This window comes from Phyllobacterium sp. 22229 (genome assembly GCF_052056495.1).
Taxonomy (GTDB): Bacteria; Pseudomonadota; Alphaproteobacteria; order Rhizobiales; family Rhizobiaceae; genus Phyllobacterium; species Phyllobacterium myrsinacearum.
This window is the reverse complement of record NZ_JBQEPA010000011.1, coordinates 103,129-129,308: the sequence shown is the minus strand read 5'-3', so window position 1 is coordinate 129,308 and position 26,180 is coordinate 103,129. Positions and strand designations below refer to the sequence as shown.

The following is a 26,180-nucleotide window of genomic DNA, read 5'->3' as shown; positions in this document are numbered from 1 at the left end:
GCGGCGGGCCAAAGCATGAATCGCGCCCGGTTTTCGCACCGTGTCCGCATATTCTACCAAGTGCGCAGTGGACATTGGCAGGAGAACGCGCTTAAGCCTCCCCAGGGGCTGCCAGATGGCTTAGAATCATCGAGGCGCGAATCAGGTAAGAAAGAAAGCCAATCTTTTCCGCTGCTGTGGATAGCGGGGTTAAGCCTGTGCTTTGGCAATGCTCCATTGCTTAGGATTCACGCCGAAGGCCATAGTTAATTCGAACGGGAAAAAATACCATGGCTGAGGCAGCACGCAAATTCATCGAGGTACGGGAAAACGCGGACAAGCTTTACCGCGAAGCACCGAACAATATCGAAGCCGAACAGGCGCTGCTCGGGGCCATTCTCATCAACAATGATGCGTTTTACCGGGTCTCCGACTTCCTCAAGCCCGTGCATTTCTACGAGCCGCTGCACCGCAAGATTTTCGAAGTGTCGTCGGACATGATCCGCATGGGCAAGATGGCCAATCCCGTCACGCTGAAGACTTTTCTGCCGGTGGAAGAGAAAGTCGGCGAGATGACGGTGATGCAGTATCTGGCGCGCCTGGCCGCCGAAGCCGTCACGGTCATCAACGCCGAAGATTATGGCCGCGCCATCTACGATCTTGCCACGCGCCGCGCGCTGATCACCATCGGCGAGGACATGGTCAACATCGCCTATGACGCGCCGGTGGACGTGGCGCCGCAAGGCCAGATCGAGGATGCCGAGCGCCGCCTGTTCGAACTGGCGGAAACCGGCCGCTACGATGGCGGCTTCCAGACCTTCACCGATGCGGTGAAAACCGCCGTCGACATGGCCAATGCCGCCTTCATGCGCGACGGGCATCTGTCCGGCGTCTCCACCGGCATCCATTCGCTCGACAACCGCATGGGCGGCCTGCAGCCCTCGGATCTGATCGTTCTCGCCGGCCGTCCGGGCATGGGCAAGACCTCGCTGGCCACCAACATCGCGTTCAACATTGCCGCGGCCTACGAGTCCGAGCAGCTGGCGGACGGGACGATGAAGGCCAAGAATGGCGGCGTCGTCGGCTTCTTCTCGCTCGAAATGTCGTCGGAGCAGCTGGCCACCCGTATTATTTCCGAGCAGTCGGAGATCAGTTCATCGAAAATCCGCCGCGGCGAAATCAACGAGGCTGAATTCGAAAAGCTCGTCGCCTGCTCGCAGCACATGCAGAAGGTGCCGCTCTATATCGACCAGACCGGTGGTATTTCCATTGCGCAGCTCGCAGCCCGCGCCCGGCGTCTGAAGCGTCAGCGCGGCCTTGACGTTCTGGTCATCGATTATATCCAGCTGATGCAGGGCTCGTCCAAAAAGGCCTCGGAAAACCGCGTGCAGGAAATCACCGAAATCACCACGGGCTTGAAAGCGCTCGGCAAGGAGCTCAATACCCCGATCATCGCGCTGTCGCAGCTCTCCCGTCAGGTGGAAAGCCGCGAAGACAAGCGCCCGCAGCTCTCCGACCTGCGTGAATCCGGGTCGATCGAGCAGGACGCCGACGTGGTGATCTTCGTCTATCGCGACGAATACTACATCAAGAACAAAGAGCCGAAGGAAGGCACCGAGGAACATTTCAAATGGCAGGCCGACCTCAAGGAAGCCATGGGCAAGGCGGAAGTCATCATCGCCAAGCAGCGTCACGGCCCGACGGGCACGGTGAAGCTGGCCTTCCAGGCGGAGTTCACCCGGTTCACCGACCTTGCGGAAGATTCACACCTGCCAGAACGCTTCGAGTAATCAATTGAACAGCACAAAACCCCATGTCACCACCGCAGGCGCCGATCCACGCCTGGCGGGCGGGCGGCTTACCATCGATCTCGATGCGCTCGTGGCCAACTGGACGTTCCTTGCGGAAAAATCGAAACCGGCGCAGGCCAGCGCCGTCGTCAAGGCCGACGCCTACGGGCTCGGCATCGACCATGTCGTACCTGTCCTGCACGATGCCGGCTGCCGGACCTTCTTCGTGGCACTGGTCGAGGAAGGTTTGCGGGTCAAGGCAATCGCACCGGATGCGCGGGTGTTTGTGCTGAACGGCCTGTTTGCCGAAGCGCGCCCGGTGTTCGAAGCATCGGGACTGATCCCGGTCCTCGGTTCCCACTACGAAATCGACCTGTGGACCGGCGCCAATGCCGTGAGCGGGCTGAAACTGCCCTATGCCCTGCATGTGGATACGGGCATGAACCGGCTGGGCCTGACCGTGGCCGAAGCGCTCGACTTCGCCGCGAATGCCAGGGAAATGCCCGTTCTGGTCATGACGCATCTGGCAACGGCGGATGAGCCCGGTCACGTGCTCAACCAGCGGCAATTTGAGTCATTTCAAACGCTTCGCGCTGCCTTTGCAGGCATTGAATCAAGCGCGTCCAACTCCTCCGGTATTTTTCATGCGGTCTCCAATGGCGGCGAGTTGAGCCGTCCAGGCATTGCCATGTATGGCGGCGAGGCGCTGGCCGGTGTGGCCAATCCCATGCGCCCCGTGGTGACGCTGGAAGCGCGCATCGTGCAAATCCGCACCAGCCCCAAGGGCGAGACGGCGGGTTATGGCGCCACGGCGCTTTTGGAACGCGATACGCGCATTGCCATCAGCTCAGTGGGTTATGCGGACGGCTATCTGCGTTCGCTGTCGGGCAGCGGCACGCCGCTGCGCAACGTCGTGCCCAAGGGCGGCGAAGGCTTTGTCGCCGGTCACAAAGTACCGGTGCTCGGCCGCGTGACCATGGATATGGTATCCTTCGATATCACCGACCTGCCCGAGGACGCCGTCAAGCCGGGCGATCACGTCGAGCTGTTCGGCCGCAATATTGCCCTGGACGATGCGGCGCGCGCTGCGGGCTCCATCGGCTTCGAACTTTTGACCAGCCTTGGAAACCGCTACCACCGCCGCTACCTCTATTCCGGAAAAGGCGCCTGATGGCCAAGGCAAGAATTCAGTTCATCTGCCAGAACTGCGGTGCCGTGCACACGCGCTGGGCGGGCAAGTGCGATTCCTGCGGCGAATGGAACACACTGGTCGAGGAAGGCACGGCGGGCGGCATCGGCAGCGGTCCCGGCAAGCTGTCCGGCCGCAAGGGGCGCGCCGTCGCCCTCACCTCGCTGTCCGGGGAAATCGAGGATGCACCGCGCATCCAGTCCGGCATCGGTGAACTGGACCGGGTCACCGGCGGCGGTTTCGTGCGCGGTTCGGCCATTCTGGTGGGCGGCGACCCCGGCATCGGCAAATCCACCCTGCTGACCCAGGCGGCTGCCGCACTGGCGCGGCAGGGTCACAAGGTCATCTATGTCTCGGGCGAAGAAGCGGTGGCGCAGATCCGCCTGCGGGCGCAGCGTCTGCATGCCGCCGACACCGATGTGCTTCTGGCCGCCGAAACCAATGTCGAGGATATCCTCGCCACCATTTCCGATTCCAAGCGGCCCGATCTCATCATCATCGATTCGATCCAGACCCTGTGGACGGATGCCGCCGATTCGGCGCCGGGTACCGTTACGCAGGTGCGCGCCGGGGCCCAGGCGATGATCCGCTTTGCCAAGCAGACCGGCGCGGCCGTGGTTCTGGTCGGCCATGTCACCAAGGACGGCCAGATCGCAGGGCCGCGCGTCGTCGAGCACATGGTGGATGCGGTGCTGTATTTCGAAGGCGAAGGCGGCCACCACTACCGCATCCTGCGCACGGTGAAGAACCGTTTCGGCCCGACCGACGAGATCGGCGTGTTTGAAATGTCCGACCGCGGCCTGCGCGAAGTTGCCAACCCGTCGGAGCTTTTTCTCGGCGAACGCAATGACAAATCGCCGGGCGCCGCGGTTTTTGCCGGAATGGAAGGCACCCGGCCGGTGCTCGTCGAAATTCAGGCGCTGGTGGCGCCCTCGACGCTCGGCACCCCCCGCCGTGCGGTCGTCGGCTGGGACGGCGGCCGCCTTTCGATGATTCTGGCGGTGCTTGAGGCCCATTGCGGCGTGCGGTTCGGCCAGCACGACGTTTACCTGAATGTGGCGGGCGGATACCGGATTTCCGAGCCCGCAGCCGATCTTGCGGTTGCATCTGCACTGGTTTCCTCAATTGCCGGTATTGCCCTTCCGGCCGATTGCGTCTATTTCGGCGAAGTCAGCTTGTCTGGCGCCGTTCGCCCGGTGGCGCATGCGGTGCAGCGGCTGAAGGAAGCAGAGAAGCTTGGGTTCAAGCAGGCTGTTCTTCCCAAGGGAAGCAACGACGTGCCGAAAGGACGCAATGCCCATCTGACCGAGACCGCTTCGCTGCCGGACCTTGTGGCCCGGATTGCGGCGTCCGGTCCCGGTAAAACGAAACGCGACGACTGACGCGGCACAGTCCTTCTGAGAGGGCGTGCGGGTCGGAATTGGATTGGGGATACATGTAAATGCCTATTACGTTGCTAGACGGAATTCTTTTGGGCATCACCCTCGTTTCGGCGGTTCTGGCCATGGTGCGCGGCTTTTCGCGCGAAGTGCTGTCCGTCGTGTCATGGGCAGCGGCGGCCGCCGCCGCCTATCTCTTCTACAAGCCGGTCGTACCCTTCCTCGCGCCCTATATCAGCAATGAGACCATTGCCCAGATCGCGGCCGCCGGCATCGTCTTCATCGTCACGCTGATCATCGTCTCCGTCATCACCATGAAGATCGCCGATTTCATCATCGACAGCCGTATCGGCGCGCTCGACCGCACGCTCGGCTTCCTCTTCGGCGCGGCGCGCGGCGTTCTTCTCGTGGTTGTCGCGATGCTGTTTTTCAACTGGCTCGTCACGGACAACCAGCCCGCCTGGGTGGCACAGGCCAAGTCCAAGCCGATGATCGACTCACTCGGCGCAAAGCTGATCAGCCTTTTGCCGGAAGACCCGGAATCAACCATCCTGAAGCGTCTGAAGCCCGGCTCGAGCCATACTCCTGACGCAACGACGGCACCTGAACCCAAGGAAGATATCCCGCCGGAAGGCACGACACCGAAACCTTGAGGGGTTTTCGAGGTGCGACAAACGGTTAACTTGGCGTTTGCGTGGTAATACCCCACATAGTGTGGCATAATGGAATGACAGATCTTACAGTTGAATCTGCGGCGAAAGGCTTGCGGTAATGACCGACATTTTTCGTGATGAGACCCCTCTCATGTCCCTTGACGACGACACACTGCATGAAGAGTGCGGTGTGTTTGGCATTTTGGGGCACCCCGATGCCGCCACGCTGACGGCGCTGGGCCTGCATGCCCTGCAGCATCGCGGGCAGGAAGCGGCGGGTATCGTCTCCTATGACGGCAGCAAGTTCTGCTCGGAACGCCGCATGGGCCTTGTCGGCGACCATTACACCAACCCCGCCACGCTGGCGCAGCTGCCCGGCGACCGCGCCATCGGCCATGTGCGTTATTCCACGACAGGCGATGCGGCGCTGCGCAATGTGCAGCCGCTGTTCGCCGAACTGGAAATCGGTGGCATCGCCATCGCCCATAACGGCAATTTCACCAACGGCCTGACGATGCGCCGCAAGCTGATCGCCGACGGCGCAATCTGCCAGTCCAATTCCGACACGGAAGTGGTGCTGCATCTCATCGCCCGTTCGCGCAGCACATCGTCGAGCGACCGTTTCGTCGATGCGATCCGCCAGATGGAAGGCGGCTATGCCATGCTCGCCCTCACCCGCACCAAGCTGATCGCCGCGCGCGATCCGATCGGCATCCGCCCGCTCGTCATGGGTGATCTCGACGGCAAGCCGATCTTTGCCTCCGAAAGCTGCGCGCTCGACATCATCGGCGCGAAGTTCGTGCGCGACATCGAGAACGGCGAAGTCGTCGTCTGCGAAATCCAGAGCGACGGCACCATCAGCATTGAAGCCTTCAAGCCGCAATCGCCGAAGCCGGAACGCATCTGCCTGTTCGAATATGTCTATTTTGCCCGCCCGGATTCCGTTGTCGGCGGCCGCAACGTGTACACCGCCCGCAAGAATATGGGCATCAACCTGGCCAAGGAAGCACCGCTGGACGCCGACGTGGTCGTCCCGGTTCCCGACGGCGGCACGCCCGCAGCCATCGGCTTTGCCCAGGCCAGCGGCATTCCATTCGAACTCGGCATTATCCGCAACCATTATGTCGGCCGCACCTTCATCGAGCCGACCCAGTCGATCCGCGCCTTCGGCGTCAAGCTGAAACATTCGGCCAACCGCGCCGTGATCGAAGGCAAGCGTGTGGTTCTGGTCGACGATTCCATCGTGCGCGGCACCACGTCGGTCAAGATCGTGCAGATGATCCGCGATGCCGGGGCGCGGGAAGTGCATATCCGCGTCGCCAGCCCGATGATCTATCATCCGGATTTCTACGGCATCGACACGCCAGATGCGGACAAGCTCCTGGCCAACCAGCACGCGACCCTTGCCTCCATGTGCCAGTATATCGGCGCGGATTCGCTGGAATTCCTGTCCATCGACGGGCTGTACAGGGCGGTCAGCGGGGCACCGCGCGATGCACAGGCGCCGCTGTTCACCGACCACTACTTCACTGGCGATTACCCGACCCGGCTGGTTGACCGGGACGGCATCAGCAATGTGCGCCAGTTCTCGCTTCTCGCAAACAACGGCTAACGGTTGAGTTCCCATTCATGATTTCTGACGGCAGTTTCCGGCTGGACGGCAAGCTTGCGCTTGTCACCGGCGCATCCCGCGGCATCGGTTATTTCCTTGCCAAAGATCTGGCAGCGCGCGGTGCGCATGTGATTGCCGTCGCCCGTACGGTGGGCGGGCTGGAAGAGCTGGACGACGAAATCAAGGCTGCGGGCGGCACGGCAACGCTGGTGCCGCTGGACCTGACCGACATGCCCGCCATCGACCGCCTCGGCGGCTCCATCCATGAGCGCTGGGGCAGGCTCGACATTCTCGTCGCCAATGCCGGTATCCTCGGCACGATTTCGCCGATCGGCCATGTCGAAGCAAAAGTCTTCGACAAGCTGATGAACATCAACGTCACCAGCGTCTGGCGGCTGATCCGCAGCACCGACCCGCTGCTAAAACTTTCCGAGGCGGGCCGCGCGGTGCTGCTGTCATCAGGCGTTGCCCACTCCGCCCGCGCCTATTGGGGGCCCTATGCGGCATCCAAGGCCGCTGTCGAGGTGATGGGACGCAGCTGGGCCGAGGAAGCGCGCCAGACAAAACTGCGCATCAATTCGGTCAATCCCGGCGCGACACGCACCGCCATGCGGGCGCAGGCCGTGCCGGGCGAAGACCCCGACACACTGCCGACGGCGGCGGAGGTGGCGGCCAAGATCGCGCTCATCCTCGATCCGAGGATCGACGCCACCGGCAAGCTCTACGATGTGCGCGCGGGAAAACTGCTGGGCTACAACGACCCGAGCTGAGAGCTGATCATCCCGCGAGGCGAATAATTGCCGCGCCGGATTTGCCGGCGGCAAGCGCCCTGGCGCGCCAGGCCTTCGGGCTCATGCCGGTGACACGCAGGAACTCGCGGTTGAAGTTGGACTTGGTCTGGAACCCGGCATCGAACATGATGCCGGTGACGGCGCGATCCGTATCCGCCAGCAGGCGGCAGGCCTCCCGCACCCTGTAATCATTGACATATTGCGAGACGCTCATCGCCTTGACCCGGTTGACGGCCATCGACACCTGCCGGGCGGGCAAGCTCATCTTGCGGGCCAGGCGGTTGAGGTTGAGATCGGCATCACGGTAGAGTTCCCGCGCCTGCATCAGCCGGTCAAGCGCGGCGGCGATGTCCGCGTCTTCGGCGCTGGGCAGCACCGGAGGAGCCGTGACTTCCACGGTGGTTTCGTCCCGCTCCTCCGGGCGGCTGGTTCCCGCGACCGTGGCCGCGCTCCCGAGGACGAGCAGGGCGAGGACATTGCCTATGGCAACGATGCGGGCGGAATGGCTGCCGTCCGACTGGGCAAAATCCCAGCTGATGACGATATCGATGACAGCGGAACTCGCCACGGCAAAGGCAGTGAGCTGCAGCGCCCGGTAGGAACTGATGACGCCGTCCAATCGGGATGAACCCAATGCGTCGGGCCCGGCAAAGGCGAGACGGCAGAGGGCAACGCCATAGCCCGCGAACACCAGAATGATAACCAGCGATATCGGCGCGGGCCAGAAGGCGATGAGGCCGATCACCACGAGCGCCGGCAAGAGGTGCAGCAGCAACCACGGACGTTGGGCTGGCGGCCGCTCGCTGCGCAGGCCGTCAAAGCTCAGCCATGCCAGCGTGGCGATGACAACGGCGAGCACGGCCTGGACCGGCAGGACCTCCAGCACATCGTAGCCCCAGCGCACCCCGATCACCACCGATTGCAGGGCATAGACCGACACCAGGGCGAGAAAGAACGGATTTCTGTCATTGCTATCGCTTCGCCGGATCATCTGAACGAGAAGAACGACAAGCAGGACGGCAACGACAAAGGGCAATGGGACAAACAGCATGGAACCTGCGACCGGAACGAGTTAACGAGGCCCACTATGTCCTGAAACGCGATCGCGGACGACCTGAATTGCGATCAAGGTCGAATTTCAGCGGACAGCGCCCTCCTCTGGTTGCCACGCCAAGCCACAGGAGCCCCATCATGCTGAGCCTTATCACCGCCATTCTGCTTTTCTTCGGAACCATAACCCCCAGCGCCGCCGAGGCAGAACAGGCCAAGCCGCCGCTCGATATCGCTGCGATCAACAGCGTCACGATTACGGGGGAAGCCAGCAGCATCGTGTTCACTGCGGGCGATGGCCCGCCCTATCAGGCCCGCGTCACCAGCACCCGGTCCGGCTGGTTCTCCGGCTGGTATTCGAGCTGGTTCGCCGATCAATGCGCCACCCGCACCACCATGGAGATCAGGGAACAGACGCTGCGCATCCATGTGATCAATGCGCCGTTTCTGAGCCTTTCCGACTGCGCGGTGCTGATCCGCGCCAGCCTGCCCGCCGGCAGCGATGTCAGCATCGAACAGGCAGCACTGCAGGCCCGGCTGACCGGCGACTATGGTGCCGTGCGCATCAAGGGCCATGCGGCGGATTTTGCGCTGGATGGGCACGCGGCAAGCCTTGATATTTCGGGTGACGCCGTGCGCAGCGACCTGCGCTTTGCCCGCGTCAGCAGCAGCGAGACGATCCGGCTCGATTCCCGCGCCCTCGACGCCTCGTTCACCTTCGGTAAGGACGTTCCCATCAGCTACGCCGTGGATGCCAAGGCTTCGCTTGTCGACAGCAAGCGGGACAGCACGTCCGGTGCCAAACCCGCGATCAGCATCAAAAGCGACTATGCCCGCGTGACGATCCGCTAATCCCCGCCTCGTCAAACAAGGAACATTATCATGAGATTTTTCAGTGCCGCAGCTCTGGTCGTTTTGGGTGCGTTTTGGCCTCTTCAACAGGCGCTTGCCGACCAAATTGCTGGCGTCCGGCAAATCGCCGTTCCCTCGAAAGAACGCGGAGCCAATCTCGATGTGACGGTTTGGTATCCGGCACAGGCCGGCGGTGAAGAAGTCCTGCTGGGCGATACCCCACTTTTCAAGGGGACCGCCAGCATGCGCGACGCGCCTCCCCTGGAGGGGAAATTTCCGCTCATCCTGCTTTCCCATGGCACTGGTATCGCTGGCAATGCGCAAGCCACAAGCTGGATTGCCGCCCCGTTGGCGCGGCAGGGATATATTGTCGCCGCGCCAAATCACCCGGGAAATCAGAGCGGAAACAAATCGGCAAGCGAGACGATGAAGCTTTGGTTGCGGCCTGCGGATTTTACGGCCACCCTCGATGCCTTGAAAACCGGAACGGTTTTTCGCGACCGGGTCGACTGGAAAAACGTTGGCGCGCTTGGCCTTTCCATGGGCGGCTACACCGCCCTTGCGGTGGCAGGCGCCCGCATGGACCGGCAACGCCTCGCGGCCTATTGCGATACGGATCTGCGCAACCATTCCCTGTGCGAATGGCTCGCACAGAGCGGCGTTGATCTGCACAAGATGGACGTGCAGCCGGCAGGCCTTGACTATCGGGACAACCGCATTCGCTCTGCAGTTGCAATCGATCCGGCCATGTCGGACACGCTCACAACGGAAAGTGTTGCCGGCATCACAATTCCCATTGACCTCGTGAACCTCGGCCGAAAAGGTGATATTCCCCGCACGCTGCAGGCGTCATGGATGGCTGACATCATTCAGGATGCGCGCTATGCGAACATCGAGGACGCCAACCATTTCAGCATGTTCGCCGCATGCAAGGCCGGTGCATCGGACAAATTGAAGGCTGAGGGCGTGACAGAGCCCCTCTGCGACGATGGCGGCGGGCGCTCGCGCAGCGCCATTCATGCGCAGCTGATCGATATGATTACCAAGGCGTTCGACCGGACGCTCAAAGCGCAATAGATGCGCTGCAAAATCATTGTGCGTGTCGAACCACGCACAGAACTTATGCAGTTCCCTCAGACGGTGCAGACTCTGAAACGGCAGCGGCAGCAGCATCCGCCGCCTCGTGCCGCTTCCACGCGCGGGCGCTGAACGGCAGGCTCAGGAAGAAGCCGATGGTGGTCAGCGTCAGCGTCTGCCACGTATAGCTCATCAGGAACGCCACATAGACCACGATGAACAAAAAGCTCGGCATCACCCAGTCGGAGCGGAGTTTTGTTCCGGCTGCCTTGCCGCTGAAGACAGGCAGGCGGCTGATCATCAGGATCGCCACGCACACCGTATAGGCGGCACCGGCAAAGGCCAGCGGCCTTGTCGGCGCGAGGCCGAGAAAGCCGAGATAAACCGGCAGCATCACCAGCATGGCCCCTGCCGGGGCGGGAACGCCGGTGAAAAAATTGCTCTGCCATGCCGGCTTGCCGACGATGTCGAGCATGACATTGAAGCGGGCGAGGCGCAGGCAGCAGGCGATGCAATAGAGCAGCGCGGCGATCCAGCCGAAGGAGCGGGCCTGATCCAGCATATAGGCATAGAGCACCAGTGCGGGCGCCACGCCGAAATTGACGATATCGGCCAGCGAATCCATCTGCGCGCCGAATTTTGTCGAGCCCTTCATCATGCGGGCGATGCGCCCGTCAATGCCGTCGAGGAAGGCGGCGAGAAGCACCATCGACACCGCCAGTTCAAAGCGGTTCTCGAAAGCCAGCCGGATGCCGGTCAAACCGGCGCAGATGGCCAGAACCGTGATCACATTGGGCACGAGGTAGCGCATGGGGATACGCGAACCGGCGGCCTCCTGCACCTGCGGCTTTTCGTCGAACAGCGGATCGGTCTCGGGTTCGTTCATTGACCGTGCCTCAGCTGATCCGGACCAGCGGAGCGCTCGGCTCGCCGCCGAATTCCGCCAGCACGCTTTCGCCGCCGACGGCGGTCTGGCCGACGGCAACGCGCGGTGCAAAGCCTTCCGGCAGATAGACATCGAGGCGCGAGCCGAAGCGGATCAGGCCAAAGCGTTCGCCGATGGAAATGGAATTGTTTTCATCGACCCAGCATACAATGCGGCGGGCGACGAGACCGGCGATCTGCACCACGGCCACCTGGCCATTGGGACTGTCGATGACGACGCCGTTGCGCTCGTTCTCCGAACTTGCCTTGTCGAGTTCCGCATTGAGGAATTTGCCCGGCTTGTGGACAATGGTGGTGATGCGGCCGCGCACCGGAGCGCGGTTAATATGGCAGGAGAACACGTTCATGAACACGGAAATGCGGGTCATTTCGCGCTCGCCAAGGTTGAGCTCGCGCGGCGGCACGGCGGGCCCGACAGCGGAAACGATACCATCGGCCGGGCTGATCACCAGCCGGTCGTCGGTCGGGGTGACGCGCTGCGGATCGCGATAGAAATAGATGCACCAGGCGGTGAGGATGAGGCCGATCCAGAACAGCGGTTCCCAGAAATAGCCGAGAACCACAGTCACACCGGCAAACCCGGCGATGAACGGATAGCCTTCCCGATGGATGGGGACCAGAGTGTTGCGGAAGGAGTCGACAAGGCTCATTGGTTTGTTCCTGACAGCGCCGGGTGCTCGCCGGGCAGCATACACGCCGCGCCGGAATTTCGCGTTACTTATCGGAGATTGGCAGCGGGGGCAAACCTTTCAACCCGGCTTGCACCGTTCATCAGCAGAATTCTTCCGCATTCCATTTTTCCGGCTGCGACTTTTCACGGCTCGACGGCGACATCCAAGGCGGGCTTGCCCCGGACAACGACACCCAGATCGTCCTCCTCGCGCACCTTGCGCAGGCGTTCTTCAGCCTCGGTTGCCTCGCGCTGGCGGTTCCACATGGAGGCATAGAGGCCGTTTTCGGCCAAAAGCGCCGCATGACGGCCGCGTTCGGCAATCACGCCGTCCTTGAGCACGATGATCTCGTCGGCGCCGATGATCGTCGACAGTCGGTGGGCGATCACCAGCGTGGTGCGGTCGCGGCTGACCAGATCGAGCGAAGCCTGGATTTCGTGTTCCGTGGCGCTGTCGAGCGCCGAGGTCGCCTCGTCGAGGATCAGGATCGGCGGCGCCTTCAAAATGGTGCGGGCAATGGCAACGCGCTGCTTTTCGCCGCCTGACAGTTTCAGGCCGCGCTCGCCGACCATGGCATTGTAGCCCTCCGGCAGGCTCTGGATGAAACTGCCGATCTGGGCGAGTTCCGCCGCATTGCGCACTTCCTCTTCGGTCGCCGTGATGCGGCCGTAGCGGACATTGTAGGCGATGGTATCGTTGAACAGCACCGTATCCTGCGGCACCATGCCGATGACAGCGCGCAGGCTTTCCTGCGTCACGTCGCGGATATCCTGGCCATCAATGCTGATCGAGCCGCCCTGGATATCGTAGAAGCGGTAAAGCAGGCGCGACAGGGTGGATTTGCCGGCGCCGGACGGGCCGACAATGGCGACGGTCTTGCCCGCGGGAACTTCGAAGCTCACCCCCTTGAGGATCGGGCGCTTGGGATCATAGGCGAACGCCACATTGTCAAAGCGCACGGCGCCGCGCTCGATCACCAGCGGCCTGGCACCGGGCTTGTCGGTGACTTCCTGCTCGACATCGAGAAGGTCGAACATCTGTTCGATATCGGTCAGCCCCTGGCGCACTTCGCGGTAGATGAAGCCGATGAAATTGAGCGGGATGGAAAGCTGCATCAGCATGGCATTGATGAAGACGAAATCGCCGAGGGTCTGCGTGCCAGCCAGCACCTCCCTGCCCGACATAATCATCATGACCGCCATGCCGATGCCGAAAATCACCGACTGGCCAAAGTTCAGCCAGCCGAGCGAGGTCCAGATGCGGGTCGCCGAGATTTCATAGCGCGCCATGGCCGCATCGAAGCGGCTGGCCTCCATCTGCTCGTTGCCGAAATATTTGACCGTCTCGAAGTTCAAGAGCGAGTCGATGGCCTTGGTGTTGGCGTCCGTGTCGGAATCGTTCATGTCGCGGCGGATGCTGATCCGCCAGTCGCTGGCGCGGATGGTAAACCAGGTATAGAGCCAGACCGTCGCCACGACCACGGCGAGATAGGACAGGCCATAGGCGAACGCGAAAATCACCGCGGTCATCAGGAATTCGATGATCGTCGGCGCGGTGTTGAGGATGGTGAAGCGGACGATGGTTTCAATGCCCTTGGTGCCGCGTTCGATGATGCGCGACAGGCCGCCGGTGCGCCGCTCGACATGGAAGCGCAGCGACAGGTTGTGCATATGCACGAATGTCCGGTAGGCAAGCTTGCGCACGGCATATTGCCCGACACTGGCAAACAGCGCGTCGCGCAGCTGATTCAAGCCTGCCTGAACGATGCGGGCGGCATTGTAGGCCGCCACCAGCATTAGCGGACCGACGAGAATGAGCGGCACCATATCGGACGGCACGAACTTGCCGTTCAGGGCATTGGTCGCCCATTTGAAGAAATAGGGCACCAGAATGAGGATGATTTTGGAAATCAGCAGATAGAACGAGGCCCACACAACCCGCATTTTCAGGTCGGGACGTTCATCCGGCCACATGTAAGGCCAAAGATTGCGGATGGTCTGCAGCGTTTTGCCAGACTCGGCGGAGACAGTTTTTTCAGCCACGGTTATTCCTTGATGGCCGCAGCGGCTATCCGCGCTGCCGGCACAATGGTATCGGGCGGACAGCACAGATTGGCCATATCGCTGACAAGGGCGGCGACATCGGCAAAGGCGTCCGGATTGATGCTGTAATGGGAACTCTGGCCGGACTGGCGGTAATTCACCAGACCGGCATCGACCAGTATTTTCAGATGCTGCGATACGGTCGACTGCGCCAGATCAAGCGTTGCGACGATATCCTTGCAGCAGGATGCGTTCAGCCCGGCCAGCTGCCGGACGATGCGCAGGCGCGCGGGATGGGCGAGCGCGGTGAGAATCCGCGCCGTTTGCGCATCTGACATCGCCTGTTGAAATCGGTTGCTGCATTTCATCGTTCATCGGCGATAAACGATATAATTTTCCAATGCAAGGGTAAAAGCAGGTCATCCATGCCATGCAGACGCGGATCTGGAGCATATCCGGCGCTCAAGCATCAGAAAAAGCCGTTGAGGAATGCCGCCGTCCGATCCGAGATTCCGACGATCTTGTCGGTTGCCTGGCGGTAGAACTTGAAGTTGAGTTCCGTGCCGGGTTCACCATCCTTCCAGTCGGTCAGATGCTTGAGTTCCCGCCTGCCCAGCGGTCGCACGGCAAGGGCATCGCGCCGGATCGTCACGCTGACGCGCGGCGTTTGCCGAATAACGCCGCTCGTCCTGCCGATGGCTTCGGCTGAGATGACGGCACCCCGGGCAACGAGCCCCTGCCCGCCCTCGTTCTCGCTGGCAAAGAGAAAGACCGTGTCCCCGGCGGCGATATGCTTGCCGCCATACATGGTCTTCTGCGCGGCGAACGCGAATAGTTCCGCCCGCGGATCGCGAATCTCGGCTTTGATCGCGAATGCCACCCGTCCATCCTCCCGCTATTGCGGCGCCGGCTTGTCCTTGTCCGGCAAGGCAAAGACCTGGCCGGGGAAAATCCTGTTCGGGTTCTGGATCTGCTCCTTGTTGGCCAGATAGATCGTCGTGTAGCGCACACCCGCACCGTAGGTCCGGCGCGAAATCGTCCACAGATTGTCGCCGCGCCGGATGATGACCGAACCATCGACATTGCGAAGCGGCTTGGCCGTATCGGCGCCGGGCGCCGTTTCGCTGCCGGCGGCCGGGGCTGTCCCGGCGGAAGCCTGCGGCGCTGCGTCCGGTGTTCCCGCCGCGGGAGCCGGTGTTGCCGATGGTGCGACGGCGGACACGCGCTGGCCCGCTTCGCGCTTGAAAGGCACCGCAGCGCGGGCAATGACGGTCACGCCGTCCTTTTCGACCATATCAGCACGGATGATATAGTCGCCCACCGGCAGATCACGGGTTGTCTGCACGAGAAAGTGGCCGTCGGCACCCGTCTTGGTCGAGCCGATCAGATTGTCATTGGCATAGACCTTGACCATGTAGCCGGCATCGGCAATCCCGGCGATGAACAGTTTGCTGCCTTCGATCTCCACCGCTTCAACGACGATGCGGGCTTTGGCCGCTGGCTGCTTGACCGGCTTGGCGCCGGTCGGCGCCGCTGCCGCAGCAGGCTGGTTCGAAGCCGCCTGACCAGCTGGTGCTTCCGGCACGGTGATCAGCCGGCTCGGCTGGCCGGATTGCTCGACAAGCGCCAGAACCTGCCCCGATTTTGTTTCGGGAATGGAGACGATCGCCGTTTCCAGCGATGTCATGGCGCTGCCATCGGGTGCCGTCGAGCGCAGGACCAGCTGGTAGTCGCCGGGCTTCAGCGGATCATCAAGAACAATGACGAAATCGCCATTGGGCGATGCCTTGGTGGTTCCAAGAATATCGCCGCGGGCCAGAAGGTCCACCTTGGCATTGTTGGCCGCCTTGCCTGCCAGAACGATCGTCCCCTTGGGGTCAACGCGCAGCACATCGAAGGCTGGAGCACCCGGCTTGCCCTCGGCTGCCTCAACCTGCGGCGGCGTCGTGCCCGCGGCTGGCGCGGCGGCGGGTGCCACTGTGCTGGCCGAAGACGCAGCCGGAGCGGCTGGAGCTGCAGTCTGCGGCTGTTCGGCCGGTTTTGCTGCGGGCGTTTGCGCGGTTGGCGCCGATGCGTTTTCCGGTGCGTTTCCGCTCGCCGTTACGGCCGGCGTATTGGAAGTCGGCTTACCCGGAACAAACCCCAGATAGGCAGCCGCCAGCCCCACAGCGACAACAACTCCAAACCCCAATAGTGCAAACTTGTTCTTGACCATCGAACCCCAACCCTTTTGTTCTTTTTGCTCTAGTGGTCCGATTCTGACATTTGCCCCCCATTGATACAAGCCAAATAAGCAAATGTCAGAATCAAAGGACCACTAGCAAGTCTATGATTCTAGTGGAACTTTGAATTTGACATTCGCATGCTGCAGGTGATGTCAAACGGAACGCGAATGTCAAATTCGTTCCACTAGCGCCTTTTCTGCTCCGCCACAAGAAAACCGTTTAGATTCAGCCTCATTCTTTGTGATTATTCTACCAGATTCGCAATTCGAGACTTTTGCCGCATCCGCAACGGCTTGACGTTTCACCGCACAGAAGGCACCACTTTTCAAATGAGCAAGATTCGATCCATCTGCGTTTACTGCGGCTCGTCTCCGGGCCGCGATCCGATTTACAAACAGAGCGGCAAGATGCTGGGCAAATCCATTGCCGAAAACGGGCTTGAGCTGGTTTACGGCGGCGGCACCAAAGGCATCATGGGCGCCGTTGCCGACGGTGTCATGTCGGCGGGCGGCAAGGTCACCGGCATCATTCCAAAGTTCCTGATGAACAAGGAAGCGACCGAGCATGCGCTCGGCCAATTGTCGGAACTGGTCGTCACCGAGGACATGCATGAGCGCAAGCACAAGATGTTCGAGCGCTCCGACGCCTTCGTCACCCTGCCCGGCGGCATCGGCACGGTGGAGGAGATCGTCGAGATCATGACCTGGGCGCAGCTCGGGCGCCACCGCAAGCCAATGGTGTTCGCCAACATCAACGGGTTCTGGAATCCGATGCTTGCCCTCATCGATCACATGAAGGCGGAAGGCTTCGTGCATACGTCACATTTGGTCAATCCGCTTGTGGTAGAACGCCCGGAAGATATCGTTCCGGCGATCCTCAATGCAGCTGCAAGAGGCGACCGGGACGGCGACGAAGCAATCATCGAACGGCTGTAGCCGGAAGGAGCGGGATTTCATGGTTCAAACGCTGAGCTTAGATCCCGCCCCCGACGCCAAGCTTCTTCCCCAGGACGACTTCGTCATATCCTACCGGTTCGGCAGCGATGGCGCACTGCTGTCCGAACCTGCCGCCGTGACGGACAAGGCATGGACCTGGAAGAGCTATGCGCTGGCCGATGCGCGCGCCCGGCGCAGCCTCGAAGCCGACAGGAGCCTGCCGGAGAGCGTGCGCGAGGCCTTTCTGTCCTCCGGCGATCAATGCCAGATCAGCTTCGAGGACGGCTGGCTGTTCGGCGAGCTGCCGGATCTGCAGCACGAGCACTATGGCGATCCGCGCGAACTCGGCTATTTCCGCTTTGCCTTCGACAAGAACCTGTTCATCAGCGGCCGCAGGCATCCGCTGCAATCGGTGGACGACGTGCGCCAGTCCATCAATCGCGGCAAGATCAGGCCGGCCGCACCGATCGCGCTGTTCAATGCGATTTTCCGGCGCTTTCTCGATCTGCTCAAGGCCGAGATCAACCGGCTTTCGGAAACGCTCGATTCCATCGAGGACCACATCGTCGGCGAAAAATGGCAGGGCGAGCGCGAGCGGCTGGTGCCGGTGCGCCGCCAGATCGTGGTGTTTCACCGCTATCTCACCGCTGCAACCAGCCTGTTCCGCCACATCGACCACGCGGATCGGCGCGCCCTGCCGGAAGATCTCGACGATCTGATCGAAGGCCTGTCGATCCGCGCGGCAACGCTGCATGCGGAAGGCGAGCAGCTACAGCAGCGCGCGAGGCTGCTGCAGGACGAACTGCTGGCCAAGATGACCGACCAGTCCAACCGGTTTCTCTACGTGCTTTCCGTCATGACCGCGGTGCTGTTGCCAAGCAATGTCATCACCGGCCTGTTCGGCATGAACACGCCCGGCCTGCCCTTCGCCAACAGCGCGCACGGCTTCTGGGTGGTGGCACTGCTCGCGGTGATCATCTCGGCCATGGTCTACCTGATCGTCCGCAGGATCGGCGGATCAGGGCGTTAGAGCCTTCGCCTTGCGCGATTCGTGCAGCATCGACCAGGTGTAGATTGCCAGCGCCGCCCAGATCAGCGCGAAGGCAATGAACTGGCTGTTGGAGAACGGCTCCTTGAACACGAAGATGGCGCACAGGAACACGATGGTGGGCGCGAGATACTGCATCAGGCCGATCGTGGTGTAGCGCAGGAGCTTTGCACCAAAAGCGTAGAGAATAAGCGGAATGGCCGTGGCCGGACCGGCAAAGAGCAGAAGGCCGATATCGTGGCCGCCGCCATTGACGAAATGGCTGGTCCCCTGCGCTACGGTCCAGGCAATGAAGCCCAGCGAGGGAATGGACAGGATCAGCACTTCCAGCATGAAGCCTTGCGTCGGGCCGATGGGCAGCGTCTTGCGGAAGAAGCCGTAGAAGCCGAAGCTGAAGGCAAGAACCAGCGAAATCCATGGCAGGCCGCCGGACGAATAGGTCAGGAGCAGCACCGCGCAGGCGGCAAGGCCGACCGCCACCATCTGCGGGCGCGTCAGCTTTTCCGACAGGAAAATACTGCCGAGCACGACATTCACCAGCGGATTGATGTAATAGCCGAGCGCCGTGTCAACCGCATGGTTGGCCCCGATGGCCCAGACATAGGTGCCCCAATTGATGGTGATCAGCGTCGCCGTCAATGTTGCCATGGCCAGCATGCGCGGTGTCGTCAAAGCGGTTCTCAGGTCATCGAAACGGCCCAGCCACCACAGGACAGCCCCGGCAATGGGAACCGACCAGACGATGCGGTGCGCCACCACTTCCAGCGCCGGCATGTAGGCAACGGCCTTCAGATAGAACGGCAGGATGCCCCACAGCAGATAGGCGGAAAGCGCAAAGATAAAGCCTTTCCTGCCGTCCGACATTCCCGGCCCTGCTTCAACTGCCATTGCCCCAGCTCCAGGGCCGCTCTGATTGATCTGTTCGCTCATGCGGCGATGCTCTACGACCATCGACCCATAACGTCCATTGAATTCGGCTGATCATTGCATCAAGGACCTTGATGTTTTCCAGCCGATTCCGGCCAGAAATGCGGAAAACCCCTCTATTCGGCAGCGATTTTACCGGCCAGATCGCGATTTTTCATCAATTTATAGACGATTGAGTCCATCAGCGCCTGAAACGACGCATCGATGATATTGTCGGAAACCCCTACCGTCCACCAGCGCACATTGCTGGAATCCGTCGATTCGACCAGAACCCGGGTGATGGCTTCCGTGCCGCCATTGAGGATACGCACCTTGAAATCCGCCAGCACCAGATCATCGATCTCGTGCTGATAGCGCCCCATATCCTTGCGCAGGGCCAGATCGAGCGCATTGACCGGGCCATGCCCTTCCGCCACGGACATGCGCTGCTCGCCATCCACCTCGACACGGACCACGGCTTCGGAAACGGTCTTGATGTTGCCATTGGCATCGAAGCGGCGTTCGACCATGCAGCGGAAGGATTCGACCTTGAAGAATTCCGGCACCGTGCCGAGCGTCCGCCGTGCCAGCAGCTCGAAACTGGCATCGGCGCCCTCATAGGCATAACCTTCCGCCTCGTGTTCCTTGACCAGCGCGATCAGCGTATCGAGGCGCGGATCGTTTTTTGCAACGGGAATGCCGCGCCGTTCCAGTTCATTGATGAAATTGGACTTTCCGCCCTGATCCGACACCATCACCTTGCGGCGGTTCCCGACAGTCTCCGGCGGTATATGTTCGTAGGTGGCGGGTTCCTTGATCAGCGCCGAGGCATGAATGCCTGCCTTGGTGGCGAAAGCCGAAGCGCCGACAAAGGCGCCTTGCGCATTGGGCGCGCGGTTGAGCAGTTCATCAAAACTGCGCGACAGGCGCGACAGGCCCTTCAGCTTTTCAGCGCTGATGCCCGTTTCAAAACGGTCCGACCAGGCGGGCTTGAGCGCCAGCGTCGGAATGAGCGTGATCAGGTTGGCATTGCCGCAGCGCTCGCCGATGCCGTTGAGCGTGCCCTGGATATGGCGCACGCCCGCATCGACGGCCGCAAGCGAATTGGCGACCGCCTGCTCCGTGTCATTGTGGGCATGGATGCCGAGATGATCGCCGGGGATGGTTTGGGTGACGGCGCGGACGATCGCGCTGATTTCACCGGGCTGCGTGCCGCCATTGGTGTCGCACAGCACCACCCAGCGCGCGCCGGCGTCATAGGCGGTCTTGGCGCAGGCCATGGCATAATCCGGGTTGGCCTTGTAGCCGTCGAAGAAATGCTCGCAATCGACGATGGCCTCCTTGCCCGCCTCGACCGCCGCCCGGACGGAGGCATCGATGGATTCGAGGTTCTCCTCATTGGTGCAACCAAGCGCGACGCGGACATGATAGTCCCAGCTTTTGCCGACAAAACAGACGACATCGGCCGAGGAGCGGATCAGCGCCGCCAGCCCCGGATCGTTGGATGCGGAGACACCGGCGCGCTTGGTCATGCCGAAAGCGGCGAACTTGGCGTGGCTGGTGCGCTTTTCCGCAAAGAAGGCCGTGTCGGTCGGATTGGCGCCGGGATAGCCGCCCTCGACATAATCGAGGCCGAACTCATCGAGCATGCCGGCGATGACCTTCTTGTCCTCGACCGAAAAATCGATGCCCGGCGTCTGCTGCCCGTCGCGCAAGGTCGTGTCGAAGAGATAAACGCGTTCTTTTGTCACTTGCCCGCCACTCCCAACGGCCATGCATCCGTATCATGATCGGGATGCTGGTTGGACACCATTGTCTTCAGGAATTCGATCGATTCCGGATCGCCATCGGACCTGTGGCCCGGCAACAGGCTGAGATCATCGACATAGGGCAGCTTGTCCTCGATGCCCCATTGCACGAGCGGCGCCAGTTCCTCCGGATGGTCAAAGGCGCCGATGGCCAGCGCGACGCCATCCGGCGCCTCATAGGTCAGGGGCGTACCGCAATCCGCGCAGAAGCCGCGCTGGACATGATTGGACGAACGGAAGCGCTTTGGCGCGCCGCGCGTCCACTCCAGGTGCGCCGTCCTGGCGGAGACCAGCGGCGCGTAGAAATTGCCAAAGGCCTTCTGGCACATACGGCAGTGACAGATGGAGGTATCCGTCAGCGCGCCCTCGATGCGGAACCGCACCGCGCCGCACTGACAGCCGCCACTATAGACGGGCTTGTTATCAAGACTCACCGCTTCACCTCCCAGGTTGTCACGCGCTCACCGGTCTGCGGGTCCTTGCCATCCTTGAGCTGGATGCCTTGCTCCAGAAGCTCATTGCGGATGCGGTCCGCCTCGGCAAAGCTTTTCGCCGCCAGCAGCGACAACCGCTCGCTGATCTTGGCATGAAGCTCCGCCTTGAAAGCATCAGACAGGCTGGCGGCGGTCTGCCCCGCCACATCCACGCCCAGCAGGGCAAATGCCGCATGATAATCCTGCGGGCTGACCGAACCGGATTTGCGGATCGATGCCAGCCAGTTGATCAGGCTCGGTGTCGCCAGATCATCCGACAGGATGGTGATCGCATCGTCCGGGATCGTGCCAACGGGCGCATCGCCAACATATTCGCGCGCCTTGACCAGGATGTTCTCCGCTTCCTCGAGCCGGCTGACCGTGAAGTCGATCGGCTCGCGGTAATTGGTCATCAGCATGGCAAGGCGCAGCACCGCGCCCGGCCATTTGCGCCCGCCGAAGATGGTCGTCTGCAACAGCTCGTTGATGGTGAAGAAGTTGCCGGCGCTCTTGGCCATTTTCTGGCCTTCGACCTGCAGGAAACCATTGTGCATCCAGATATTGGCCATGCGCTCGGTCCCCAGCGCGCAGCACGACTGGGCGATCTCGTTCTCATGGTGCGGGAACACCAGATCGATGCCGCCGGCGTGGATATCGAAAATGTTCTTCATCGGATCGTCGCACATGAGACCGCCGCCGAAGGGTTCGAGCAGCTTGGCCATCGCCATGGCAGAGCACTCGATATGCCAGCCGGGGCGGCCAAGCCCTTCGATGCCCGCGGGCGACGGCCAGCCGGGTTCATCCGCCTTGGACGGCTTCCACAGGACAAAATCCATCTCGTCGCGCTTGTAGGACGCAACATCGACGCGGGCCCCGGCAAGCATGTCATCGGCCGAACGGCGGGCAAGCAAGCCATAGCGCGGGCCCTTGCGGGCATTCATCGCCGAGGGGGAAAACAGCACATGGCCATCGGCGACATAGGCGACGCCCCGCTCGACCAGCCGGTCGATCATCGCTGCCATTTCCCGGGTGTAGTCCGTGGCGCGCGGCTGGTCCGACGGCTCGAGATTGCCCAGCGCCGTCACATCCGCCTGAAACTGCGCATTGGTCTTGTCGGTGACGATCCGGATCGCCTCATTGAGCGGCAGGCCGGGATAATCACGCGCCGCGCGGGCGTTGATCTTGTCATCCACGTCGGTGATGTTGCGCACATAGGTCACCTGCGCCGCGCCATGCAGATGACGCAGCAGCCGGAACAGGACGTCGAAGACGATCACCGGGCGGGCATTGCCGATATGGGCATAGTCGTAGACGGTCGGACCGCAGACATACATGCGCACGTTTTTCGGATCGATCGGCACGAAGTCTTCCTTCGTGCGGGTGAGCGTGTTGTAGAGGCTCAGGGTCTGCGGCATGTCTTTGATCTCAAATTCGGGTTGCAACGGTAAAAACGCATATCACGGCGCTGGTCTGGCGACCGGTGCGTTTCACATCTTTGGAGCAAATTTTGAGACGAAAACGGCCGGGGCCAGCGAAGCGCTAGCTGATAATAATCCGACAGGTAATAATCGTTACGGACGACGTTTTCATGATTGCATTTATGATTGAGCCGGGGCGCAAGGTCAAGCGCAACTTGCCAGCGGCCGGGTGTGGCAAATTTATCAGGTTTGAACTGGTTAATTCAAATTAACCGGAAAGCCCAAAATCCTCCCGGAAAGTGCCTTTTTTCCGGCGGAATTGACCGGGATTCCTGCACCCCAGAACAGAGGGGAATTGTCCCCGCGACACAGGACCGGACACATGACCAACACTTCCGTAGCGGCCAAAGCCCGCGACACCGTTTTCGCCGATCATCTGGCCGCACAATACCGTGCGATTGGCCCGGCCGCCGTTCAGGCCGCCGTTTTGACCAAGCCGCGCCAGCGGCCGCTTCTGACCGTTTCAACCGTGCAGGAAACGGACTAACAGACTGAGGGCGATCCCGGCCATCACAAGGCCGATGAGGACGTCCAGCACGCGCCATGCGGCCGGCCTTGCAAAAACTGGCTGCAACAGTCTCGCGCCATAGCCGAGACCAAAAAACCAGACGAACGAGGCGACCGCCGCTCCGGCGCCATAGGCCGCACGGTTGGCGCCTTCAAAGCGCGCCGACAGGCCGCCCAGCAGAACCACCGTATCCAGATAGACATGCGGATTGAGGAAGGTCAGCGCCAGAACCGTGGCAATGGCTGCCTTCAGCGCGCCCTCGCCCATGCGCGCCGCCTGCATGGCCTCCGGCTTGAGCGCCCGGCGAAACGCCACCGATGCATACCAGAACAGGAACACCGCGCCGCCAAGCGTGACAACCGAGATCAGCTTGGGCGACTGGGCAATCAGTGTGCCGAGACCGGCAACCCCGGCGGTGATCAGCAGCGCATCGGACAGCGCGCAGATCAGGCACAGGATGAACACATGCTGTTGCAAAAGCCCCTGGCGCAGAATGAAGGCATTCTGCGCGCCGATGGCGATGATCAGCGAGGCACCGAGAAGGAAACCGGACAGAGCGGCGGAAAACATGGGAAAATCCTGAAATCTGATGGAGGGGCGTGGATGGACGGTCAGAACAGCTTCATCTGATCGTCTGACTCGGGCGGCTTCTGCCGCAGCGGTTTTTTGACCTCAAAAGCCCCTTCGGCCACCCGCTCCTGAATGTCCGGCCCCATATTGGCAACTTTGTTGACCTTGTCGGACACCGGTATCGCCTCGAAAAAGTCCGCCTGGGCGGGTTTCAGCAGATCGGCGACGTGGCGCGGCTCCTGGGTCTTGCAGTCGAGCCAGCGGCTGAAATCCTTGGGATCGATGACGACGGGCATGCGGTCATGGATAGGGCGCAGCGTTTCATTGGCGCTGGTGGTCAGGATCGCACCGGTGTCCATTTCCGAACCTTCCGCATTGGCCCATGGCTCATACAGGCCGGCAAAGGCGATGACGCCGCCATGCTTGGGGCGGATCCAGAACGCCTGCGACTTGTTCTTGCCGTCGCGGCGCCATTCGTAAAAACCCGACGCGGGGATGAGCGCGCGGCGATGCCGCATGGCAGTCCTGAACGATGCCTTGTCGATTGCCGTTTCCGAACGGGCATTGATCATCAGCGGATAATTGGCCGTGTCCTTGACCCAGCCGGGAATGAACCCCCAGCGCACCAAAAGCGCGCGCCGGTCCGGGCGGTTGCTGCCGGGCGGCGGCGTTTCACCCGAAACGATCATCAGCACCGGCTGTGTCGGGGCGATGTTGTAGCGGGCCGGAAAGGCCTCGACATCCATCAGCCCCATCAGGGCTTCGATCTCTTCCGGGGTTCCGAGGAGGGCAAAACGTCCGCACATGCAATGAGAGCCTATTTGAATTGGAGTGGCGATCATCCGGTTTTTCGATGCCGGGTCAAGGTGGAGTTTGCAAGATGTCGAACCACGCTCTTGTCAAAGCTCCCACCGCGACATACCCCTAACGCATGGCACAGATTCCGCTTTCCCCCGATGTTGACGGCGTTTCAGCCGTCTGTATCCGCAACAAGGCGTTCCTCCTGGTGGAGCGCGGGCGCGAACCCGCCAAGGGCTGGCTGGCCTTTCCGGGCGGGCGGCGCGAAGAGGGCGAAGCGCCTGATACCGCCGCAATCCGCGAGCTGTTCGAAGAAACCGGCCTCCGTGCGACAGAAGTGTCCTATCTCGACACGGTTGTCTTCGATTATTCGACGCCGGAATTTCCCGCCCCCCGGCCCTATCACCTCGCGGTTTTCCTGGCGCATGATCCTGAGGGCGAGGCTGTTGCTGCCGATGATGCGGCGGCGGTCCACTGGCTGAAAGTCGAGGAAATGACCGGCTTCGATGTCACCGCCAGCGTCCTCGACATGGCCCGGACCCTGGCGCAAGGCTTCAAAAATTGAGGGTATTGCCGCATTGCGCCTTGAAGACGCCTTGCTTTCCGGCCACAACCGTCGGCAGGGGATTCCACCGCCATAGGGTTCGTACGTGCGCCGCAGAGCATTGATATCAGCATTTCTGTTGGCGATCGTCAGCACGGGCCCTGCCCTTGCGGTGGACCCGCTCTACGAGACCAAGCTGATCCGGCTGGCGGAAATTCTCGGCTCCATTCATTCGCTGCGCAATATCTGCGGCGAGAAAAGCAGCCAGTGGCGCGACCGGATGGATTCGCTGCTGGCGGCGGAAAACCCGGACCCTGCCCGCCGGGCGCGGCTGGTGGCCAGTTTCAACCGCGGCTACCGCACGTTTACCGAGACCTACACCGCGTGCACGAGCCAGGCGATTGCGGCGATTGACCGCTACCAGACCGAAGGAGAAAGGCTTTCTTCGGAGATCATATCGGGCTATGGAAATTAACCAGGCTTTAACTGTTGAAGCCAAAGGACCGCATTTTAGGCAAAACGTATGGTATTGTTTAGCGGCAGTTTAAGAATTGGCTTCGGCCAAGGATGGTATAATCATGAACATGACATCGGCAGACCTCGATAAGTTGGTTGCAGAAGAAAAAAAGCTGGTTGCGATCGAATATCAGAATGAAGTCTGGGCAGATGGCACTCTTGAAGGTATCGAGCCCGAAATCATGGCCGAGGCTGCATTTGCGACCGCACTGACCGAGTTGATCAGGGACAACGGCGAAGTGTCCGCACTGGCCTTGCTCGAAGTGCTGCGCGAACGTATTTCTGCAGGTGAATTCTCTTCGAATCGCGTTTTGCAATAATTCAACGACCGGGTGATCCTG

The 26,180-nt window shown here is 61.4% G+C and carries 27 protein-coding genes; 14 read left to right on the top strand and 13 right to left on the bottom strand.

The genetic code is table 11. From position 1 onward, the window contains the following. Positions 1 to 269 precede the first annotated feature (269 nt). The 6 genes from ACTJJ7_RS15095 to ACTJJ7_RS15070 all read left to right on the top strand — a co-directional run bounded on the left by ACTJJ7_RS15095 (position 270) and on the right by ACTJJ7_RS15070 (position 7,372). On the top strand, positions 270 to 1,769 hold the full coding sequence (locus tag ACTJJ7_RS15095; protein WP_105735809.1) for a replicative DNA helicase: 1,500 nt from the start codon (positions 270 to 272) through the stop codon (positions 1,767 to 1,769). A 4-nt stretch (positions 1,770 to 1,773) separates the two neighbouring features. Further along, complete coding sequence (gene alr / locus ACTJJ7_RS15090; RefSeq protein WP_105735811.1) at positions 1,774 to 2,940, top strand: alanine racemase; 1,167 nt, start codon at positions 1,774 to 1,776, stop codon at positions 2,938 to 2,940. Continuing rightward, positions 2,940 to 4,340: a DNA repair protein RadA gene (gene radA / locus ACTJJ7_RS15085; RefSeq protein WP_105735813.1), complete on the top strand. Its 1,401-nt coding sequence runs from the start codon at positions 2,940 to 2,942 to the stop codon at positions 4,338 to 4,340. The genes alr and radA overlap by 1 nt, the downstream gene beginning before the upstream one ends. 59 nt (positions 4,341 to 4,399) lie before the next feature. Then, positions 4,400 to 4,990, top strand: coding sequence for a CvpA family protein (locus ACTJJ7_RS15080; RefSeq protein WP_105735815.1), 591 nt, complete (start codon positions 4,400 to 4,402; stop codon positions 4,988 to 4,990). A gap of 118 nt (positions 4,991 to 5,108) precedes the next feature. Next, positions 5,109 to 6,602 carry an amidophosphoribosyltransferase gene (purF, locus tag ACTJJ7_RS15075; RefSeq protein ID WP_440967798.1) on the top strand — a complete coding sequence of 498 codons (1,494 nt, stop codon included), beginning with the start codon at positions 5,109 to 5,111 and terminating at the stop codon, positions 6,600 to 6,602. Positions 6,603 to 6,619: 17 nt separating this feature from the next. Next, complete coding sequence (locus ACTJJ7_RS15070; protein ID WP_223611252.1) at positions 6,620 to 7,372, top strand: SDR family NAD(P)-dependent oxidoreductase; 753 nt, start codon at positions 6,620 to 6,622, stop codon at positions 7,370 to 7,372. 7 nt (positions 7,373 to 7,379) lie between these two features. Here ACTJJ7_RS15070 and ACTJJ7_RS15065 read toward each other — a convergent pair whose 3' ends face one another. After that, a complete protein-coding gene (locus ACTJJ7_RS15065; RefSeq protein WP_440967796.1) occupies positions 7,380 to 8,444 on the bottom strand; it encodes a helix-turn-helix domain-containing protein in 1,065 nt (354 codons plus the stop codon). 140 nt (positions 8,445 to 8,584) lie between these two features. Between ACTJJ7_RS15065 and ACTJJ7_RS15060 the strand changes: the two genes are divergently transcribed. Next, positions 8,585 to 9,295 (top strand): hypothetical protein, encoded by a 711-nt coding sequence (locus ACTJJ7_RS15060; RefSeq protein WP_440967795.1) that lies wholly within the window; start codon positions 8,585 to 8,587, stop codon positions 9,293 to 9,295. A gap of 30 nt (positions 9,296 to 9,325) precedes the next feature. Next, entirely contained in the window at positions 9,326 to 10,372 is a 1,047-nt protein-coding gene (locus tag ACTJJ7_RS15055) for an alpha/beta hydrolase family protein (RefSeq protein ID WP_440967793.1), read from the top strand. Between the two features lie 43 nt (positions 10,373 to 10,415). On the opposite strand, the gene pssA is transcribed toward ACTJJ7_RS15055, so the two are convergent. From pssA to ACTJJ7_RS15025, 6 genes are all read right to left on the bottom strand, one after another. Further along, the gene (pssA, locus tag ACTJJ7_RS15050; protein WP_440967876.1) at positions 10,416 to 11,183 is read right to left on the bottom strand and encodes a CDP-diacylglycerol--serine O-phosphatidyltransferase; all 768 of its coding nucleotides are present in this window, start codon (positions 11,181 to 11,183) and stop codon (positions 10,416 to 10,418) included. 85 nt (positions 11,184 to 11,268) lie between these two features. Then, entirely contained in the window at positions 11,269 to 12,012 is a 744-nt protein-coding gene (locus ACTJJ7_RS15045) for a phosphatidylserine decarboxylase (RefSeq protein WP_281032791.1), read from the bottom strand. Between the two features lie 119 nt (positions 12,013 to 12,131). Beyond that, positions 12,132 to 14,030: an ABCB family ABC transporter ATP-binding protein/permease gene (locus ACTJJ7_RS15040; RefSeq protein ID WP_440967791.1), complete on the bottom strand. Its 1,899-nt coding sequence runs from the start codon at positions 14,028 to 14,030 to the stop codon at positions 12,132 to 12,134. A 2-nt stretch (positions 14,031 to 14,032) separates the two neighbouring features. Then, a complete protein-coding gene (locus ACTJJ7_RS15035; RefSeq protein ID WP_245421170.1) occupies positions 14,033 to 14,368 on the bottom strand; it encodes an ArsR/SmtB family transcription factor in 336 nt (111 codons plus the stop codon). Positions 14,369 to 14,499: 131 nt separating this feature from the next. After that, positions 14,500 to 14,910 (bottom strand): hypothetical protein, encoded by a 411-nt coding sequence (locus ACTJJ7_RS15030; RefSeq protein WP_440967789.1) that lies wholly within the window; start codon positions 14,908 to 14,910, stop codon positions 14,500 to 14,502. A gap of 15 nt (positions 14,911 to 14,925) precedes the next feature. Beyond that, complete coding sequence (locus tag ACTJJ7_RS15025; RefSeq protein ID WP_440967787.1) at positions 14,926 to 16,245, bottom strand: LysM peptidoglycan-binding domain-containing protein; 1,320 nt, start codon at positions 16,243 to 16,245, stop codon at positions 14,926 to 14,928. Between the two features lie 339 nt (positions 16,246 to 16,584). Between ACTJJ7_RS15025 and ACTJJ7_RS15020 the strand changes: the two genes are divergently transcribed. Further along, positions 16,585 to 17,190, top strand: coding sequence for a TIGR00730 family Rossman fold protein (locus ACTJJ7_RS15020; RefSeq protein ID WP_105735837.1), 606 nt, complete (start codon positions 16,585 to 16,587; stop codon positions 17,188 to 17,190). 19 nt (positions 17,191 to 17,209) lie between these two features. Further along, positions 17,210 to 18,220 carry a CorA family divalent cation transporter gene (locus ACTJJ7_RS15015; RefSeq protein WP_158531318.1) on the top strand — a complete coding sequence of 337 codons (1,011 nt, stop codon included), beginning with the start codon at positions 17,210 to 17,212 and terminating at the stop codon, positions 18,218 to 18,220. On the opposite strand, the gene rarD is transcribed toward ACTJJ7_RS15015, so the two are convergent. The 4 genes from rarD to cysS all read right to left on the bottom strand — a co-directional run bounded on the left by rarD (position 18,209) and on the right by cysS (position 22,840). Continuing rightward, positions 18,209 to 19,126 (bottom strand): EamA family transporter RarD, encoded by a 918-nt coding sequence (rarD, locus tag ACTJJ7_RS15010; protein WP_105735841.1) that lies wholly within the window; start codon positions 19,124 to 19,126, stop codon positions 18,209 to 18,211. The genes ACTJJ7_RS15015 and rarD overlap by 12 nt on opposite strands. Positions 19,127 to 19,281: 155 nt before the next feature. Continuing rightward, positions 19,282 to 20,919 carry a citramalate synthase gene (gene cimA, locus ACTJJ7_RS15005; RefSeq protein WP_440967784.1) on the bottom strand — a complete coding sequence of 546 codons (1,638 nt, stop codon included), beginning with the start codon at positions 20,917 to 20,919 and terminating at the stop codon, positions 19,282 to 19,284. Then, positions 20,892 to 21,386, bottom strand: coding sequence for a GFA family protein (locus ACTJJ7_RS15000; RefSeq protein WP_105735845.1), 495 nt, complete (start codon positions 21,384 to 21,386; stop codon positions 20,892 to 20,894). Before ACTJJ7_RS15000 ends, cimA begins: the two co-directional genes overlap by 28 nt. Then, positions 21,383 to 22,840, bottom strand: coding sequence for a cysteine--tRNA ligase (gene cysS / locus ACTJJ7_RS14995; RefSeq protein ID WP_130269056.1), 1,458 nt, complete (start codon positions 22,838 to 22,840; stop codon positions 21,383 to 21,385). The genes ACTJJ7_RS15000 and cysS overlap by 4 nt, the downstream gene beginning before the upstream one ends. Positions 22,841 to 23,225: 385 nt before the next feature. On the opposite strand from cysS, the gene ACTJJ7_RS14990 reads away from it, so the two are divergent. Beyond that, complete coding sequence (locus ACTJJ7_RS14990) at positions 23,226 to 23,390, top strand: hypothetical protein (protein ID WP_158531317.1); 165 nt, start codon at positions 23,226 to 23,228, stop codon at positions 23,388 to 23,390. Here ACTJJ7_RS14990 and ACTJJ7_RS14985 read toward each other — a convergent pair. Both ACTJJ7_RS14985 and ACTJJ7_RS14980 read right to left on the bottom strand, forming a co-directional pair. Further along, positions 23,367 to 23,981, bottom strand: a complete 615-nt coding sequence (locus ACTJJ7_RS14985) for a LysE/ArgO family amino acid transporter (protein ID WP_105735851.1) — start codon at positions 23,979 to 23,981, stop codon at positions 23,367 to 23,369. The two genes, ACTJJ7_RS14990 and ACTJJ7_RS14985, sit on opposite strands and share 24 nt — an antisense overlap. 41 nt (positions 23,982 to 24,022) lie before the next feature. Then, positions 24,023 to 24,787 (bottom strand): SOS response-associated peptidase, encoded by a 765-nt coding sequence (locus tag ACTJJ7_RS14980; protein WP_440967780.1) that lies wholly within the window; start codon positions 24,785 to 24,787, stop codon positions 24,023 to 24,025. Positions 24,788 to 24,912: 125 nt separating this feature from the next. Between ACTJJ7_RS14980 and ACTJJ7_RS14975 the strand changes: the two genes are divergently transcribed. From ACTJJ7_RS14975 to ACTJJ7_RS14965, 3 genes are all read left to right on the top strand, one after another. Continuing rightward, positions 24,913 to 25,344, top strand: coding sequence for an NUDIX hydrolase (locus ACTJJ7_RS14975; protein ID WP_440967778.1), 432 nt, complete (start codon positions 24,913 to 24,915; stop codon positions 25,342 to 25,344). Between the two features lie 118 nt (positions 25,345 to 25,462). Beyond that, positions 25,463 to 25,798, top strand: a complete 336-nt coding sequence (locus tag ACTJJ7_RS14970; RefSeq protein WP_245421171.1) for a TIGR02301 family protein — start codon at positions 25,463 to 25,465, stop codon at positions 25,796 to 25,798. 103 nt (positions 25,799 to 25,901) lie between these two features. Next, positions 25,902 to 26,159: a hypothetical protein gene (locus ACTJJ7_RS14965; RefSeq protein WP_105736147.1), complete on the top strand. Its 258-nt coding sequence runs from the start codon at positions 25,902 to 25,904 to the stop codon at positions 26,157 to 26,159. Positions 26,160 to 26,180: the final 21 nt, after the last annotated feature.